Here is a 14,574-nt window from a genome sequence, read left to right on the forward strand (position 1 = left end):
TTCGCTCGAGATTCGACAGTGTATTCTCAACGCCGTCGCAGGACAGTCGTCCTATCCGTGGCTCAAGTAGCTCTCGCTCGACTTGCTCTCGGCCGACACCGAGGGCGCTTCCACTTGGGTTGCTTCGGCTCCGACAAAACGCCTGGGACCGGGACGTCGGCACAGCGAGCGTTCACCACGGCTCCCCAACCTGAGTCTGCTCGAACTCCCGTACAGGGGCGTTCCATCGCCCCTTTGTGCTTCCTGCCGCGTCGTGCCGAGGGCGATAGACGGGGTCGCCGCCTCAGTGCCTTGTGAGAGGAGTAAAAGGTTTTGTGATGGGGTAGTCAAATCTCTTAACCAAGAAGGTCCCGAAAACCCTTGAGTTTCCGGGACATTCGGTCGGGCTGACAGATTTGAACCTGCGACGCACTCGCCGCGGAAACGAACGAGGTCTGAAATTAGTCACGTCCGGCCGCCGCCTGTGCCAACGGCAGCAACCGCAGCGGAATCGGCGAGTTCAGCACCACCAGCGATGACGTCCGCAGCACGGTCCGGGTCGCGATGACGGCGTCGAGCACGCGCTGCAGATCATCGTTGGACTTGGCCACGACGCACGCCATCAGATCACTCTCCCCCGACACCGTATGCAGCTCCAGCACCTCGGGCACTTCCGATAATGCGGCAGCCACGCCGTCGTGCCCAGCGTCCTGATCGATGACCAGCGCACAGTAGGCCCGTACGGGGTAACCCAGACCCTCGGCGGACAGGTGTGGCCCCCAGCCGTTCACCACACCCTCACGCGTCATCTTGTCCAAACGTGACTGCACGGTTGCCCGAGCCACACCGAGAACCCGCGACGCCTCCAGGACCGACATCCGAGGGTCCGAGGAGAACTCGTCCAGGATCTTGGCGTCCAACTCGTCGATTTTCATGCCGCCCTCAATGCTTTGCAGTTTGTATGGTGTTCTGTCGTTCAGCATAGGCACAATGTGCAGATTGCAGCACTCTTCGAACGTAGATTGCGCAGGTGCCGGCGGGTAACTACCGTCACATCCAGACGATCCATCCGCAACTACCGGGAGCCGAACATGACCGAAGCACCACGGCTTGAGCCACACTCGACGGTGCTGCCCGCCGACGAGCTGGTCGAGTTGTACCGACTCATGACGAAGGTCCGCCACCTGGATACCTCCGCCATCGCCTGGCAGCGCCAGGGCATCCTGCCCGGCTACGCCCCCATGCAGGGGCAGGAGGCCGCCCAGGTCGGCAGCGTCCGCGCGATGGACATGGACCGCGATTTCGTCTTCCCTACCTACCGCGAAATGGGTGCCGCCCTTGCAGCCGGCGTGGACATGCCCGAGTTCATGGCCACCCACAAGGCCATCTGGAACGGCGGCCTCTACGACGCGACGAAATACCGCTTCACCCCGATCCAAACCGTCATCGCGGGCTCCGCCCTGCACGCCGTCGGTTGGGGCCACGGCCAGCGGCTCGACGCGATCCGCGAAGGCCGCCCGGAGACCGACCTGCCGACCGCCCTGATCTTCCTCGGCGACGGTGCCTCCTCCCAGGGCGACATCCACGAGGCCATGAACTTCGCCGGCATCTTCAAGACGCCCGTCGTCTTCTTCGTGCAGAACAACGGCTGGGCCATCTCGGTGCCCACCGAAGCCCAGGTCGCCGGCGGCTCCGTCGCCGCCCGCGGCGCCGGCTACGGCATCCCCGCCATCAAGTTGGACGGCAACGACGTCGAGGCGGTGGTCCGCGGGACCCGCGCCGCCGTCGAACACGCCCGTTCCGGCAACGGCCCGGCCATCGTCGAGGCGATGACCTACCGCCGCGGACCGCACTCCACCTCAGATGACCCGGGCCGCTACCGCACGCTCGAGGACGAGCGCCGCGACGCAGGAGCCGACCCGATCGAGTCCCTGCGCGACCGTCTGCTCGCCGACGGCACACTGGACGCAGCCGCCGTGGAGTCCATCCAGGCCGAGGCCGCCGAGTTCGAGGAAGCCACCCGATTGGCCGTCCAGGCCCAAGGCCCGCGCCCGGGAGCCGAGATGTTCGAGTACGTCTACCAGGAGCAGACCGAGGCACTGAAGCAGCAGGCCACGCAGTGGCGGGAGGAGTCCGAGCATGTCTAACCTGAGCGCAACCATCGAACCCACGGGGCGCACCGCCCCAACCAGCGAGGACGCCATGGACACCGTGACGCGCACCGGCAGCGAGACGCTGTCAATGAACAAGGCCATCAACGCGGCCCTGGCCGACGTGCTGGCGGAGAACCCCCGCGCCCTGGTGCTCGGCGAAGATGTCGGCCAGCTCGGCGGCGTCTTCCGCATCACCGACGGCCTGCAGAAGCGCTTCGGCGCCGAGCGCGTCTTCGACACCCCGCTGGCCGAATCCGGCATCCTGGGCATGTCGGTGGGCCTGGCCATGGCCGGCTACCACCCGATCCCCGAGGTGCAGTTCGACGGGTTCACCTATCCGGCCATCAACCAGATCGTCACCCAGATGGCCCGGATGAACTTCCGCACCCGCGGCGCCCTGCCGATGCCGATCACCCTGCGCATCCCCAGCTTCGGCGGCATCCAGTCCCCCGAGCTGCACTCCGAATCGCTGGAGTACATCTTCGCCCACGTGGCCGGCCTGAAGGTCGTCTCCCCGTCGAACCCGCACCAGGCGTACCACCTGATGCGCCACGCGGCGACGCGGCCGGACCCGGTGGTCTTCATGGAGCCGAAGTCCCGCTACTGGCAGAAGGACACCGTCGACTTCGACACCCCCGGCAGCATGGAGGGCTCCGTCGTCGTGCGCCCCGGCAGGCACCTGACCCTGGTGGCCTGGGGCGGCATGGTCGCCCGCTGCCTCCAGGTGGCCGAGCTGGCCGCCGAGGACGGCATCGACGTCGAGGTGCTGGACTTGCGCTGGCTCAAGCCCATCGATGCCGCGGGTTTGGCGGCTTCAGTGTCCAAGACGCGCCGCGCCGTCGTCGTGCATGAGGCACCGCGCTCCGCCGGCCTCGGCGCGGAGGTCGCCCAGACCATCACCGAGGCGTGCTTCGGCACGCTGAAGGCACCGGTCGAGCGGGTGACGGGCTTCGATGTGCCGTTCCCCTCCGGTAGCCTCGAGGCAGAGTACCTGCCGAACATCGACCGCATTCTCTTTGGGATTCAACGAGTATTGGAGTACCGACGTGGCTGAACTGTCTTTTCCGCTTCCCGACCTCGGTGAGGGCCTGATCGACGCCACCGTGCTCGAATGGCTCGTCGCCGTAGGCGACCAGGTCGAGCGCAACCAGCCGCTCGTCGAGGTCGAGACCACCAAGAGCTCGCTCGAGCTGCCGTCGCCGCAGGCCGGCAAGGTGCTGCGCGTCAACGGCGAACCGGGCGAGACCATCAACGTGGGAGACGAGCTGATCGTCTTCGAGGTCGCCGATGACAGCGCCGGCATCGTCGGCACCGTGCCGCAGGACACCGCCCCGAAGCGCCGCGTGCGCCTCTCCGCCAACCTGGACGACGAGTAACCATGGAGACCGCGCACCACGAAGCCGAACACCGCGTCGAGGGAACCGCGAACTCGCTGGCCGTGCGGGTCTTCTCCGCGCAGAACGACGCCGATGCCCGCCCGGTGCTGCTCATCCACGGGTTCGCGTCCTCCTCGGAGCTGAACTGGGTGTCGACCGGCTGGATCACCGCACTGAACGACGCCGGCCGGAAGGTCATCGCCGTCGACCTCCCCGGGCATGGACTCAGCCCTGCCCCGGAGGATCTGGACGCCTACACGCCGAGCCGGATCCGCGCCGAACTGCTGCAGATCCTGCAGGACCACCACGTGCGCCCGCTGACCGAAGGCGATGCGGCCTCCGGCGTGGACGTGCTCGGCTACTCGCTGGGTGCCCGGCTGGCGTGGGAGTTCGCCGGAACGCAGCCGCAGCTGGTGCACCGCGTCGTGTTGGGCGGGCCGGCGAGCATCGACCCGCTGGCCACCTTCGACCTGGAAGCAGCGCAGGCCCAACTCTCCGGCGGGGGCGCCATCGCCGACCCGACGACGGCAGAGCTGGTGCGCATGGCGCAGCTGGTGCCGACGAACAACATGTTCTCGCTGCTGTCGATGGTCGAGGCGATCAAGACCGAACCGTTCGCCCCGGAGGAGGCCGTGCCCTCGATGCCTGTCCTGCTGGTCGCCGGTGAGCGCGACGAGCTGGCCGAGACGCTGCCGACGCTGATGGAGCTGGCACGCGGACACCAGGGTTCGGATGCGCACGTCCGCGAGCTCATCCTGCCGGCCCGAACGCATGCCAACGCGGTGACCTCGCGCGCGTACAAGCAGGCTGCGGTGGAGTTCATCAACGGCTGACGCTGTCCACCGCTTTCGATAGGCCGCCCGGTTTTCCGGGCGGCCTTCGTCGTAGTGCACCCGGCCCACGACAACCATCACCGGCGTTCCGGAAGCTACTCAGGCGACCCTTGATCGTCGAGCCACGAGTGCCAGGCGGTCATCACTTCGCCGTGGCCGATGGCGTCGTGTGCTCGCGCACGCGGGCCGTCTCGACGTGGGGCCGTCCTGCATGCCGGCCGGGTGAAGTCCAGGTTTACAGCACCTGGTGGAACGGCGCCGGAGGTTGAGCCGGTTGGTTCCGGCTCGGCATGACCTGACCAGCCCATCGCGAGCCTCTCGGTGGGGCACGGCAGGCAACCTGGTCGCGGCCATCGACGGTGTAGACCTGCAGTGGCCCACCCCAGTCAGCGGATGGGCCACTGCAATGTCTCCGACGCCTTGAGCACCAGTTGTTCAATCGAAATATGGGTCAACGGCCGCGACAACATTGGAGCGATCGGAAATGCATGAGCAGCCCGGGAGAACAACACCACCATCGGATCGCCCGTCAGCGTTGAGGGGACGCATAGTCCGTCGATCCGACTTCCCAGACCGGCATGGGTGACTGAAGCCCAATTGCGGCATGTGCTTTTTGGCGCTCCGGGTAATGAAGCCGAAGCGCCATGGTGCATGGCCCAGTCCCCGGTGAGGTCCAGCAACTCGAGGGGCCTCGACGGAATCCACGCGGTCAGTACCAGCTGTTCAGTTGGCGTGATGCAGCGACGGTCCTGGAACACCTCGGCGAAGGTGGTGGTGTAATCGGTCGCGGCATAGGAGACGCCCGCACCGGGGTGATGTTGCATCGGCAGGGGCTGCGGTTCCCACCGAGACTTCTGGAGTGGGCCAAACTCGCGAAGTTCGTTCCACGCCATTCGGTGCGTGCCACCTACACGGTGGATCCGCCAGAGCGGTCCGGAATACTGGTGGAGGTCCGCCGCATCGTCTACCAACGGCTTGGTTGGTCGATGCGGGTTCTTAGCCGTCACACCCAACCCAGCTCGTCCGCGATCTCCACGACGATTTCAACGTCACCGCCGTCTGTTAGCCACGAAACCGGCGACCGTCCCCGAAGATGCTCGTGGCCACCGACCATGAAATCCTCGATGTCGAGTGGGTGGTAGTCGGCGGGCAGGGCTTCGACGACTTGTCGCAATCCTGGCAAGATCCGACCATCCTCGGTGAACTGCCACTGGGGGAAGAGTCGCTCCCTGTTCGTTGATGCGGAACCCACGCTGTAGAGGTTTCCCGTCGACAGGGACCGCCGGACATTCGACGGCGCCCGCCCCAGGAAGCTAGCGACCTCGGACGTCGTCCAGGCCGAACTCCGCGCCTGCCTTGCGGAAGCCGCCTGGCGTTTGGTGATTTCCATACGCGTGAGGTTCTCCGCTTCAACGGTGAAGTCGCCCCTGGTCGCTCCAGCGTATTTGATGAGGAATTCCTGCTCGCCAGCCGTCAGTGTCTCGGATGTACCCACCGCCTCGTCGAGAACCTCGAGGACCACGTCGGCGGAGATCGAAATGTGCCGGTGCTCGAGCGCCCGGGTGATCCGTTCCCGCACGAATTCGATGCCGTTCTCCGCGCCTGTGGCCTTCATGAATCGATGATACGTCCAGTACAATCGCATCACAACGCATCATTGCTGCTTGTTCTGCCCGCCAAGACCCGGCACCACGGTCTCGACGTGGTCGATGGCGTCGTCGGCCTCTCGCACGCTGGCCGGTTCGCGGTAGGGGCCGTCCTGGATGCCGGTGCACCGGTCGGGGGCATCGCCCGCGGTCACCAGGGCACGCGCCATTCGCTGGTCGTGGGTAGCCCATCGGGTGTAAAGGTGGATCCATGGATGCCGACATCAACTTCTATTTCGACCCGGTCTGCCCGTTCGCCTGGATGACGAGCAAATGGGTACGACAAGTGCAGGCTCAGCGCGGCTACACGGTGGACTGGCGGTTCATCTCGTTGCGCCTGGTCAATTCCGAGGTTGACTACGACGCCCAATTTCCACCCGAGTACGAGGCCGGACACACCGCGGGCCTCCGGCTTCTGCGGGTGGCTGCCCGGGCACGTGCGGAGCATGGCCGGGAGGCGATGGCGGGACTGTATGCAGCGTTCGGCGCGCACATCTTCGATGCCGCCCCGGACCCGGACAGCCAATATACCGAGGGCGAGGTACGTGAGCGGCGGGGAACGCGTGCGTTCCTGGAGCCGATCCTCGACGACGCCGGCCTGCCCCTGGAGCTGGCAAATGCGCTGGACGACGAGTCCTGGGACCGGGAAATCCGCCGGGAAACAGACGAGGCGCTCGCACTAACCGGAAAGGACGTGGGAACGCCCATCATCCACTTCGAGCCGCCCACCGGCGTGGCCTTCTTCGGGCCGGTGATCAGCCGGCTGCCCAGCGCGGAAGCGGCCGCCGAACTCTGGGACCACGTGGTCGGGCTGGCGCGCTTCCCGGGTTTCGCGGAGCTCAAACGGAGCCTGCGCGAGCAGCCGCAGCTGGCGGCCCTCGGAGTCGACGTCGAAACGGTCGGCCGGCAGGAGGACTGGCATGGGGGCAGCCGGCGGCAGAAGAAGTGACGATCGGTGAGGATGGACCCATGACTGATACAAACATCCGCCATCACCAGGAATCCGTCACGGTCCACGCCTCGGCCGAGGCGCTCTACGATCTGGTCTCCGACATCACCCGCACCGGCGAGTGGAGCCCGATCTGCACGTCGTGCTGGTGGGACGACGATGACTCCGCGGGCCAACCCGGTGCCTGGTTCACCGGGCGGAACGAACTCCCGGATCGCACTTGGGAGACCCGGTCACTCGTCGTGGCCGCCGAGCGCGGTCGCGAATTCGCCTGGGTGGTGGGTGGCCACTACGTCCGCTGGGGCTTCACCCTGACCCCCACGGATCACGGGACGGTCCTGGGCGAATCGTGGGACTTCCTGCCGGAGGGCATCGCCATGTTCGAAGGGAAATACGGCGAAGCGGCACCCGGCCAGATCGCCGATAGGACCCAGCAGGCGCTCGACGGCATCCCGCAAACACTCGCTGCCATCAAGCGCATCACCGAATCTTGACCGTCTGCGGCGCCCTGTAGCCGTCCCGACATTGACATGCCCGCACCCCGCGCGTCTACTGGTTTCCACCGACGACATCCAGCCGCTGATGGACCTCCACTCGCCCTGAGGATCCGTGATCGACATGCCCGACACCGACCAGCCCGCCGACTCGTCCGGAGCAGTCCGGCTCATCTTCGAATACGACGGCGACGACGTGCGCCTGATCCACCAACAGCCCGTCGATGTCCTGGTCCCCGGGTTCGACGCCGCCCCCGATATCCGCACCGGACGCTTCGCCGAGGTCCGCGACGCCGACGACCGTGCCCTGGCCCGGGTGGCCATCCGCCATGACGCCTCCAGTCGCGAGGTCTTCCCCGAGGATCCGGGCGACCCCATCACCCGGGTGGAGCTCGAGCATCCCAGCGGGGCCTTCACCGTCGTCGTCCCGGCCTCCGACGCGGCCAGCCAGGTCGCCCTGCTCGACGTCGACGTGCCGCCACCCCCGCTGCCCGGGGAACGGGGAGTTGCCCCGGCCCCGGCGCAACCGCGCGAAAACGTCCTAGGTGTCTTCGACCTCGAAGTCGGGGAGGCGGGGAAATGACTACCGCCGACGGTTCCGTCACGGGAACCACGCAGATCAATGGCTCTGCACCCCGCAACCGGGCATTCAACATCGTCCTGCTCGGCGACGGCTTCCAGGCCGGGCAGCAGGCGGCCTTCAATTCCGCCTGCACGGCCTTCGCCACCGCGTTGTTGGCAACGCCGCCGTTCGACGAGCTGGCCCCGGCGATCAACATCTTCCGGACCAACGTGAACTCCACCGATGCCGGAGCCGACGACCCGGTCTCGGGCGGAGGGACCGGGGCCACGGTCCGCACCTACTTCGATTCCAGTTTCGGCGGGAATGGCATCCGCCGCCTGCTGGTCTGCAACGCCGGCACCGTGCTCACCACGGCAGCGGGCCAGGTTCCGGAGTTCACGCTCGCCCTCCTGGTCGTCAACTCGACGATCTACGGAGGATCCGGCGGATCGGTGGGCACGTTCTCGCTGGCCGCCGGTGCCTCGGAGATCGCCATCCACGAATCCGGGCACACCGCGTTCGGCCTGGCCGACGAGTACCCCTACTACGCCGGTGGCGCCGAGACCGGGCATGACCACCATCCGGCCGGTGAGCCCGGCGAACCGAACGTCACGCTGAACACCAACCGGGCCACGCTGAAGTGGGGGTGGGCCGTCAACGCGGCCACCGCACTGCCAACCATGTCCAATCCAAACTGCGCGGCGGTCGATTCCCGGGCCAGCACGGTCCCGGCCGGCACCGTGGGTGCGTTCGAGGGGGCGCACTACTACCACTGCGGCGCCTTCCGCCCCGAGTACGACTGCAAGATGCGCAACCTGGGGGTGCCGTTCTGCCGGATCTGCCGCCAGGTGATCTGGAATCGCATCGGGCCGCTGGCGGATCTGCAGGCCCGCGCCCGGACCCCGATCAGCGTGATCGCGCGCTACCCGGAGCACCTGGACGTCTTCGCCGTGGACGCGTCCGGGCGGACGATGTCCGACTGGTGGGATGCCTCCAGCGGCTGGGCCGGCTGGTTCCACCTCTCCGGCGGCATCTCCTCCGCCGGTGGCCGCGGGGCAGCCGGTTCACCGGTCACGAGCGTCTCGCGGTACTCCGGTCATTTGGACGTGTTCACCGTGGGCACCGACAACCGGGTCTACAGCGCCTGGTGGGACCGCAACGGCGGCTGGTCCGGCTGGTTCGCCCTGGGCAACCTGGTGGCCCGTCCGGGATCGACCGTCAACGTCGTCTCCCGCACCAACGACCATCTGGACGTCTTCACGATCGGCTCGGACGGCAAGGTCATGTCCTGCTGGTGGGATGCCTCCGGCGGCTGGTCGGGCTGGTTCAACGTTTCCGGTGGCGTCGCGGCCAACGGGGCGCAGGTCACCGCCATCGCCCGCTACCCGTTCCACCTCGACCTCTTCGTCGTGGGCACCGACAACCGGGTCTGGAGTTGCTGGTGGGATGACCGCAGTGGCTGGTCGTCCTGGTTCCAGATCGGTGGTCAGAAGGCCCGCAGCGACTCCACCGTCAATGTGGTCGCACGGCACCACGACCAGCTGGACCTGTTCACCACGGCGGAGGACGGCAAGATCGTCAGCACGTGGTGGAACGCCACCGGAGGATGGGGCAGCTGGTTCCAGGTCTCCGGCGGGGTTGCCTCGCCCGGGTCGCAGGTGACGGCGGTGGCCCGCTACAGCAACCACCTGGACCTGTTCACCGTGGGCACCGACAACCGGATCTACAGCACCTGGTGGCACGACACCACCGGTTGGGCCGGCTGGTTCAACGTCTCCGGCGGCGTGGCCGCACCGGGAAGCACCGTCACCGCGCTCTCGCGGGTGATGGAGCAGCTGGACGTGTTCGTCGTCGGGTCCGACGGCAAGGCCTACAGCACCTGGTGGAACGGCGCCGGAGGCTGGGCCGGGTGGTTCCGGCTCGGCATCACCTGAGCCGGATCCATCGATGTGGCGGTTCCCCTTTCCGCGCTTGCTGGCCGGCAGGTGCGGACGGGCGGTGCCGCGCGGCTACAAACTTCGATAAACATCTCTTCGGTCGCCCACACGCAACACCACGACAACAAGTTCGGAATCGACTACCTCGTAAATGATCCGATGGGTGCCGACACGAATACGCCATGCCTGTTGCCCGGATAGCTTCCGGCAACCGTCAGGCCTCGGATCGCTTCCCAGCGCTTCCGCCGCATCAAGGAGCCTCAGCTGTGTTTGCCGGTCAAGCTTCTTCAGTTGCCGACGTGCGGCGCTGCTGAAGGTGACCGTGTGGGTCACAGGCCGAGCTCGGTCCGAAGTTCGTCAACGCTGAAGCGGACTCCATCGTCGTCGCGCTTGGCCTCGCGGAAGGCCTTCAGATCGGCCGCATCCTCCAAGGATTCCAGGAGCTCATAGTCCTCGACGCTGACCATGACCACCGACGGCTTTCCGTTCCGGGAAACTCCTATGCGCTCGCCCCCATACGTCACCCTGCTGACGACGTCGGAAAGATTGCTGCGCAAATCACGCACGCTGACCAGTTTCAACGGGTGTCCCATGTGTACATAATAGCAACAACGAACACCGGCGTCTTCATCATTTTCGCCCCGTGGGCCACTCGACCTCTGGCGGGGCCTCGGCATCCCACCGAAGCAGCCTCCATGCCCCCATCATCCGCATCTGCACGATGGACCACAACGAACCCCCCGGGACCTGTGGACGGCCCCTTGACGTGACCGGCTCCACACGGCATGATGGATCGTATACGATTTCGTACATCACATGAGGAGCCGTGGCATGGAGCCGAACACAGCAACGAGCACGACACCGGTCGACCAGAACGTCCTCGACGCCGCCGGCAAGGTGCTGGCCGTCCACCTCAGCTACGCCTCGCGCGCCGCCCAGCGCGGCCGCACCCCGGAGCACCCGTCCTACTTCATGAAGGCCGCCTCCTCCCTCTCGGTCTCCGGAACGCCGGTCGAGCGCCCCGCCGGGACCCGCGCGCTGGCCTTCGAGGGCGAGGTCGCCCTGGTCATCGGCACCACCGCCCGCCGCGTCTCCCCCGCGGACGCCTGGTCCCACGTCGGCTGGGTCACCGCCTCCAACGACCTGGGCGTCTACGACCTGAAATACGCCGACAAGGGATCGAACATCCGCTCCAAATCCGGCGACGGCTTCACCCCGATGGGCCCGGCCCTGCTGCCGGCGGCCTCCGTGGACCCGGCCGGGCTGCGCCTGCGCACCTGGGTCAACGGCGAACTCGTCCAGGACGACACCACCGCGGGGCTGATCTTCGACTTCTCCCGCATCGTCGCTGACCTCTCCCAGCTGATGACCCTGCAGCCCGGCGACGTCATCCTCACCGGCACCCCGGCCGGTTCCTCGGTCATCGTCCCCGGCGACACCGTCGAGGTCGAGGTCCACGACACCGCCTCCGGCCTGACCACCGGACGCCTGTCCACCCCGGTCACCCAGGGCACGACGGCGATGGCCGCCTTCGGGAACCAGCCCCGCCTGACCGACGCGGACCTCATCGACGCCTACGGTTCCGAGGAGGCTGCCTCCGCTGCAGGTGCCCTCGCCCCCGCGGCAGGTGCCGATGCCGCCCCGGCGGGCCCCGCCGTCGTGCTTACCGACGAGCTCAAGGCAAAGCTGAACGCGGTGGCGACCGCCACCATCTCCGCCACGCTGCGCAAGCACGGGCTGAACAACGTCTCCATCGACGGACTGAAGGGCACCAAGTCCGGCCGCAAGGTCATCGGCACCGCCCGCACGCTGCGCTTCGTGCCCAACCGCGAGGACCTCTTCAAGTCCCACGGCGGCGGGTTCAATGCCCAGAAGCAGGCGATCGACTCGATCAACGAGGGCGAGATCCTGGTCATGGAGGCCCGCGGCGAGAAGGGCTCGGGCACGCTTGGCGACATCCTGGGCCTGCGCGCCCAGGTCCGCGGCGCGGTGGCGGTCATCACCGACGGCGGCGTGCGCGATTTGACCGCCGTGTCCGGACTGGAGATCCCCGCGTACTACAGCGGATCGCACCCGGCGGTACTGGGGCGCAAGCACGTGCCGTGGGATACCGACATCACCATTGCCTGCGGTGGGACCACCGTGCAGCCGGGCGACATCATCGTCGCCGACGACGACGGCATCCTGGTCATCCCGCCGGTGATGGCCGAGCAGGTCGCCGAGGAGGCCCTGGAGCAGGAGCGCATGGACGAGTACGTCTTCGAGCAGGTCCGCCTGGGCAACGCCGTCGACGGGCTGTTCCCGATGAACGCGGCCTGGAAGGCCAAGTACGCCGAGTGGATCGCGGCCGGCAACTCGACCGTCGGCATCTCCCCCGCCACCCAGGACCAGCAGTAGGCACCCCATGATGGCCACCAGTAAATCCGAGCAGGCGTACATGCTGCTCAGCGACCGGATCGCCTCCGGGGCCCTGGTCCCGGGGTACCGGCTCGTGCTCGGGACCATCGCCGCCGAGCTCGGCTGCAGCGTGGTCCCGGTCCGGGAGGCGATCCGCAAGCTCGAGGCCGAGGGCCTGGTCCTGTTCGAACGCAACGTCGGGGCCACCGTGGCCTCCGTGGACACCGAACTGTATCTTCACACCATGCAGACGCTCTCGGTGATCGAGGGTGCGGCCACCGCCCTGGCCGCCCCGTTGCTCACGGCCGAGGACCTGGGCCGGGCGCGGGTGATCAACGAGTCGCTGCGCCGCACGCTGACGGATTTCGACCCGCGCCGCTTCACCGAGCTGAACAACCAGTTCCACGCGGCCCTGTACGAGAACTGCCCCAACCCCCACATCCTGGACCTCGTCCACCGCGGCTGGGCGCGGCTGGCGGCGATGAGGACCTCCTCGTTCGACCACGTCCCCGGCCGGGCCCACCACTCGGTCGCCGAACACGACGGCCTGCTGGACCTGCTGGCCACCCGCGCCCCGGCCGAGCAGATCGAACGGGCAGCCCGACAGCACCGCACCAACACCCTCAACGCCTACCTCGCGGCCGCGGGCCAACCGCCCTCGGCCATCTGAAACCCCTGAACCCCCTGAACCACGCATCCTCGGTTTGAACCACCACGAAAGGACCACCATGAGCAAGCACTTCGTGCCGGAGAACCTGCCCACCCACCTGCAGCACTACATCGGGGGCCAGCTCGTCGACTCCATCGACGGCGACACCTTCGACGTGCTGGACCCGGTCACCAACCAGTCCTACATCAAGGCCGCCTCCGGAAAGGTCGCCGACGTCGACGCCGCCGTCGCCGCCGCCAAGGACGCCTTCCAGAACGGCCCGTGGCCTTCGATGCTGCCGCGCGAACGCTCCCGCGTGCTGCACAAGATCGCCGACATCGTCGAGACCCGCGGCCAGGAACTGGCCGAGATGGAGTGCTACGACACCGGCCTGCCCATCACGCAGGCGCTCGGCCAGGCCCGCCGTGCCGCGGAGAACTTCCGCTTCTTCGCCGACCTGATCGTCGCCCAGCACGACGACGCGTTCAAGGTCCCGGGCCGGCAGGCCAACTACGTCAACCGCAAGCCGATCGGCGTCGCCGGGCTCATCACCCCCTGGAACACCCCGTTCATGCTCGAGTCCTGGAAGCTCGGACCCGCGCTGGCCTCCGGCAACACCGTGGTGCTCAAGCCGGCCGAGTTCACCCCGCTGTCCGCGTCGCTGTGGCCGGGCATCTTCGAGGAGGCCGGACTGCCGGCGGGCGTGTTCAACATCGTCCACGGCTACGGCGAGGAGGGCTTCGCCGGCGACTCGCTGGTCAAGCACCCCGACGTGCCGCTGATCTCCTTCACCGGCGAGTCGGGCACCGGCCAGCTGATCTTCGCCAACGCGGCACCGTACCTGAAGGGGCTGTCGATGGAGCTGGGCGGCAAGTCCCCCGCCGTCGTCTTCGCCGATGCCGACCTGGACGCCGCCATCGATGCGACCATCTTCGGGGTCTTCTCGCTCAACGGCGAACGCTGCACCGCCGGATCGCGCATCCTGGTCGAGCGCGGCATCTACGACGAGTTCGTCGAGCGCTACGCCGCCCAGGCGAAGCGCGTGAAGGTCGGCCTGCCGCACGATCCGGCCACCGAGGTCGGCGCCCTGGTCCACCCCGAGCACTACGAGAAGGTCATGTCCTACGTGGAGATCGGCAAGACCGAGGCCCGCCTGGTCGCCGGCGGCGGACGCCCGGACGAGTTCCCGGAAGGCAACTTCATCCAGCCGACCGTCTTCGCCGACGTCGCCCCCGAGGCACGGATCTTCCAGGAGGAGATCTTCGGCCCGGTCGTCGCCATCACCCCGTTCGATTCGGACGAGGAGGCGCTCGCCCTGGCCAACAACACCAAGTACGGCCTGGCCGCCTACATCTGGACCAACGACCTGAAGCGGGCGCACAATTTCTCGCAGGACGTCGAGGCCGGCATGGTGTGGCTGAACTCCAACAACGTCCGCGACCTGCGCACCCCCTTCGGCGGCGTGAAGGCCTCCGGGCTGGGCCACGAGGGCGGCTACCGCTCCATCGACTTCTACACCGACCAGCAGGCAGTGCACATCAACCTCGGCGAGGTCCACAACCCCGTCTTCGGCAAGGCCTAGGCCGCCGGCCCCCAGCC

Annotated in this window: 17 protein-coding genes; 11 read left to right on the forward strand and 6 right to left on the reverse strand. The window is 67.3% G+C overall.

What is annotated here, in order from left to right; translation table 11 throughout:
• Positions 1–440 precede the first annotated feature (440 nt).
• Positions 441–962 carry an Lrp/AsnC family transcriptional regulator gene (locus tag AC1MEQ_RS03225; protein WP_479793886.1) on the reverse strand — a complete coding sequence of 174 codons (522 nt, stop codon included), beginning with the start codon at positions 960–962 and terminating at the stop codon, positions 441–443.
• 108 nt (positions 963–1,070) lie between these two features.
• Between AC1MEQ_RS03225 and AC1MEQ_RS03230 the strand changes: the two genes are divergently transcribed.
• Genes AC1MEQ_RS03230 through AC1MEQ_RS03245 form a run of 4 tightly spaced genes read left to right on the forward strand, consistent with a single transcriptional unit; the run spans position 1,071 to position 4,341 of the window.
• Positions 1,071–2,126: a thiamine pyrophosphate-dependent enzyme gene (locus AC1MEQ_RS03230; RefSeq protein WP_479793888.1), complete on the forward strand. Its 1,056-nt coding sequence runs from the start codon at positions 1,071–1,073 to the stop codon at positions 2,124–2,126.
• The gene (locus AC1MEQ_RS03235) at positions 2,119–3,186 is read left to right on the forward strand and encodes an alpha-ketoacid dehydrogenase subunit beta (RefSeq protein WP_479793890.1); all 1,068 of its coding nucleotides are present in this window, start codon (positions 2,119–2,121) and stop codon (positions 3,184–3,186) included. Before AC1MEQ_RS03230 ends, AC1MEQ_RS03235 begins: the two co-directional genes overlap by 8 nt.
• Positions 3,179–3,508 (forward strand): biotin/lipoyl-containing protein, encoded by a 330-nt coding sequence (locus AC1MEQ_RS03240; protein WP_479793892.1) that lies wholly within the window; start codon positions 3,179–3,181, stop codon positions 3,506–3,508. The genes AC1MEQ_RS03235 and AC1MEQ_RS03240 overlap by 8 nt, the downstream gene beginning before the upstream one ends.
• 2 nt (positions 3,509–3,510) lie before the next feature.
• Positions 3,511–4,341, forward strand: coding sequence for an alpha/beta fold hydrolase (locus AC1MEQ_RS03245; protein WP_479793894.1), 831 nt, complete (start codon positions 3,511–3,513; stop codon positions 4,339–4,341).
• A gap of 386 nt (positions 4,342–4,727) precedes the next feature.
• Here AC1MEQ_RS03245 and AC1MEQ_RS03250 read toward each other — a convergent pair whose 3' ends face one another.
• From AC1MEQ_RS03250 to AC1MEQ_RS03260, 3 genes are all read right to left on the reverse strand, one after another.
• Positions 4,728–5,234: an RES family NAD+ phosphorylase gene (locus AC1MEQ_RS03250; RefSeq protein WP_479793895.1), complete on the reverse strand. Its 507-nt coding sequence runs from the start codon at positions 5,232–5,234 to the stop codon at positions 4,728–4,730.
• A 110-nt stretch (positions 5,235–5,344) separates the two neighbouring features.
• A complete protein-coding gene (locus tag AC1MEQ_RS03255) occupies positions 5,345–5,956 on the reverse strand; it encodes a hypothetical protein (protein ID WP_479793897.1) in 612 nt (203 codons plus the stop codon).
• A gap of 39 nt (positions 5,957–5,995) precedes the next feature.
• Positions 5,996–6,157 (reverse strand): hypothetical protein, encoded by a 162-nt coding sequence (locus AC1MEQ_RS03260; protein ID WP_479793899.1) that lies wholly within the window; start codon positions 6,155–6,157, stop codon positions 5,996–5,998.
• Positions 6,158–6,198: 41 nt separating this feature from the next.
• On the opposite strand from AC1MEQ_RS03260, the gene AC1MEQ_RS03265 reads away from it, so the two are divergent.
• The 4 genes from AC1MEQ_RS03265 to AC1MEQ_RS03280 all read left to right on the forward strand — a co-directional run bounded on the left by AC1MEQ_RS03265 (position 6,199) and on the right by AC1MEQ_RS03280 (position 9,926).
• Positions 6,199–6,936: a mycothiol-dependent nitroreductase Rv2466c family protein gene (locus AC1MEQ_RS03265; RefSeq protein WP_479793901.1), complete on the forward strand. Its 738-nt coding sequence runs from the start codon at positions 6,199–6,201 to the stop codon at positions 6,934–6,936.
• 20 nt (positions 6,937–6,956) lie between these two features.
• On the forward strand, positions 6,957–7,430 hold the full coding sequence (locus tag AC1MEQ_RS03270; protein WP_479793903.1) for an SRPBCC family protein: 474 nt from the start codon (positions 6,957–6,959) through the stop codon (positions 7,428–7,430).
• 124 nt (positions 7,431–7,554) lie between these two features.
• Positions 7,555–8,013 (forward strand): hypothetical protein, encoded by a 459-nt coding sequence (locus tag AC1MEQ_RS03275; protein WP_479793905.1) that lies wholly within the window; start codon positions 7,555–7,557, stop codon positions 8,011–8,013.
• Positions 8,010–9,926: a M64 family metallopeptidase gene (locus AC1MEQ_RS03280; RefSeq protein ID WP_479793907.1), complete on the forward strand. Its 1,917-nt coding sequence runs from the start codon at positions 8,010–8,012 to the stop codon at positions 9,924–9,926. The genes AC1MEQ_RS03275 and AC1MEQ_RS03280 overlap by 4 nt, the downstream gene beginning before the upstream one ends.
• 75 nt (positions 9,927–10,001) lie before the next feature.
• On the opposite strand, the gene AC1MEQ_RS03285 is transcribed toward AC1MEQ_RS03280, so the two are convergent.
• A complete protein-coding gene (locus tag AC1MEQ_RS03285; protein ID WP_479793909.1) occupies positions 10,002–10,262 on the reverse strand; it encodes a type II toxin-antitoxin system RelE family toxin in 261 nt (86 codons plus the stop codon).
• The gene (locus AC1MEQ_RS03290) at positions 10,259–10,522 is read right to left on the reverse strand and encodes a type II toxin-antitoxin system Phd/YefM family antitoxin (protein WP_479793911.1); all 264 of its coding nucleotides are present in this window, start codon (positions 10,520–10,522) and stop codon (positions 10,259–10,261) included. Before AC1MEQ_RS03290 ends, AC1MEQ_RS03285 begins: the two co-directional genes overlap by 4 nt.
• A 238-nt stretch (positions 10,523–10,760) precedes the next feature.
• Between AC1MEQ_RS03290 and AC1MEQ_RS03295 the strand changes: the two genes are divergently transcribed.
• The 3 genes from AC1MEQ_RS03295 to hpaE are packed head-to-tail and all read left to right on the forward strand — an operon-like array spanning position 10,761 to position 14,557.
• Entirely contained in the window at positions 10,761–12,326 is a 1,566-nt protein-coding gene (locus AC1MEQ_RS03295; protein ID WP_479793913.1) for a fumarylacetoacetate hydrolase family protein, read from the forward strand.
• A gap of 10 nt (positions 12,327–12,336) precedes the next feature.
• Positions 12,337–12,996: a GntR family transcriptional regulator gene (locus tag AC1MEQ_RS03300; protein ID WP_479796030.1), complete on the forward strand. Its 660-nt coding sequence runs from the start codon at positions 12,337–12,339 to the stop codon at positions 12,994–12,996.
• Between the two features lie 58 nt (positions 12,997–13,054).
• Entirely contained in the window at positions 13,055–14,557 is a 1,503-nt protein-coding gene (gene hpaE / locus AC1MEQ_RS03305) for a 5-carboxymethyl-2-hydroxymuconate semialdehyde dehydrogenase (RefSeq protein ID WP_479793915.1), read from the forward strand.
• The last annotated feature ends 17 nt before the right edge of the window (positions 14,558–14,574 follow it).

It is taken from the genome of Arthrobacter sp. ASL1, from assembly GCF_056680475.1.

Bases quoted from the DNA above. Each gene is read 5' to 3' on its own strand.
- AC1MEQ_RS03225 (WP_479793886.1), bottom strand. From the start codon at position 962: ATGCTGAACGACAGAACACCATACAAACTGCAAAGCATTGAGGGCGGC.
- AC1MEQ_RS03230 (WP_479793888.1), top strand. From the start codon at position 1,071: ATGACCGAAGCACCACGGCTTGAGCCACACTCGACGGTGCTGCCCGCC.
- AC1MEQ_RS03235 (WP_479793890.1), top strand. From the start codon at position 2,119: ATGTCTAACCTGAGCGCAACCATCGAACCCACGGGGCGCACCGCCCCA.
- AC1MEQ_RS03245 (WP_479793894.1), top strand. From the start codon at position 3,511: ATGGAGACCGCGCACCACGAAGCCGAACACCGCGTCGAGGGAACCGCG.
- AC1MEQ_RS03250 (WP_479793895.1), bottom strand. From the start codon at position 5,234: ATGGCGTGGAACGAACTTCGCGAGTTTGGCCCACTCCAGAAGTCTCGG.
- AC1MEQ_RS03255 (WP_479793897.1), bottom strand. From the start codon at position 5,956: ATGAAGGCCACAGGCGCGGAGAACGGCATCGAATTCGTGCGGGAACGG.
- AC1MEQ_RS03260 (WP_479793899.1), bottom strand. From the start codon at position 6,157: ATGGCGCGTGCCCTGGTGACCGCGGGCGATGCCCCCGACCGGTGCACC.
- AC1MEQ_RS03265 (WP_479793901.1), top strand. From the start codon at position 6,199: ATGGATGCCGACATCAACTTCTATTTCGACCCGGTCTGCCCGTTCGCC.
- AC1MEQ_RS03270 (WP_479793903.1), top strand. From the start codon at position 6,957: ATGACTGATACAAACATCCGCCATCACCAGGAATCCGTCACGGTCCAC.
- AC1MEQ_RS03275 (WP_479793905.1), top strand. From the start codon at position 7,555: ATGCCCGACACCGACCAGCCCGCCGACTCGTCCGGAGCAGTCCGGCTC.
- AC1MEQ_RS03280 (WP_479793907.1), top strand. From the start codon at position 8,010: ATGACTACCGCCGACGGTTCCGTCACGGGAACCACGCAGATCAATGGC.
- AC1MEQ_RS03290 (WP_479793911.1), bottom strand. From the start codon at position 10,522: ATGGGACACCCGTTGAAACTGGTCAGCGTGCGTGATTTGCGCAGCAAT.
- AC1MEQ_RS03295 (WP_479793913.1), top strand. From the start codon at position 10,761: ATGGAGCCGAACACAGCAACGAGCACGACACCGGTCGACCAGAACGTC.
- AC1MEQ_RS03300 (WP_479796030.1), top strand. From the start codon at position 12,337: ATGGCCACCAGTAAATCCGAGCAGGCGTACATGCTGCTCAGCGACCGG.
- hpaE (WP_479793915.1), top strand. From the start codon at position 13,055: ATGAGCAAGCACTTCGTGCCGGAGAACCTGCCCACCCACCTGCAGCAC.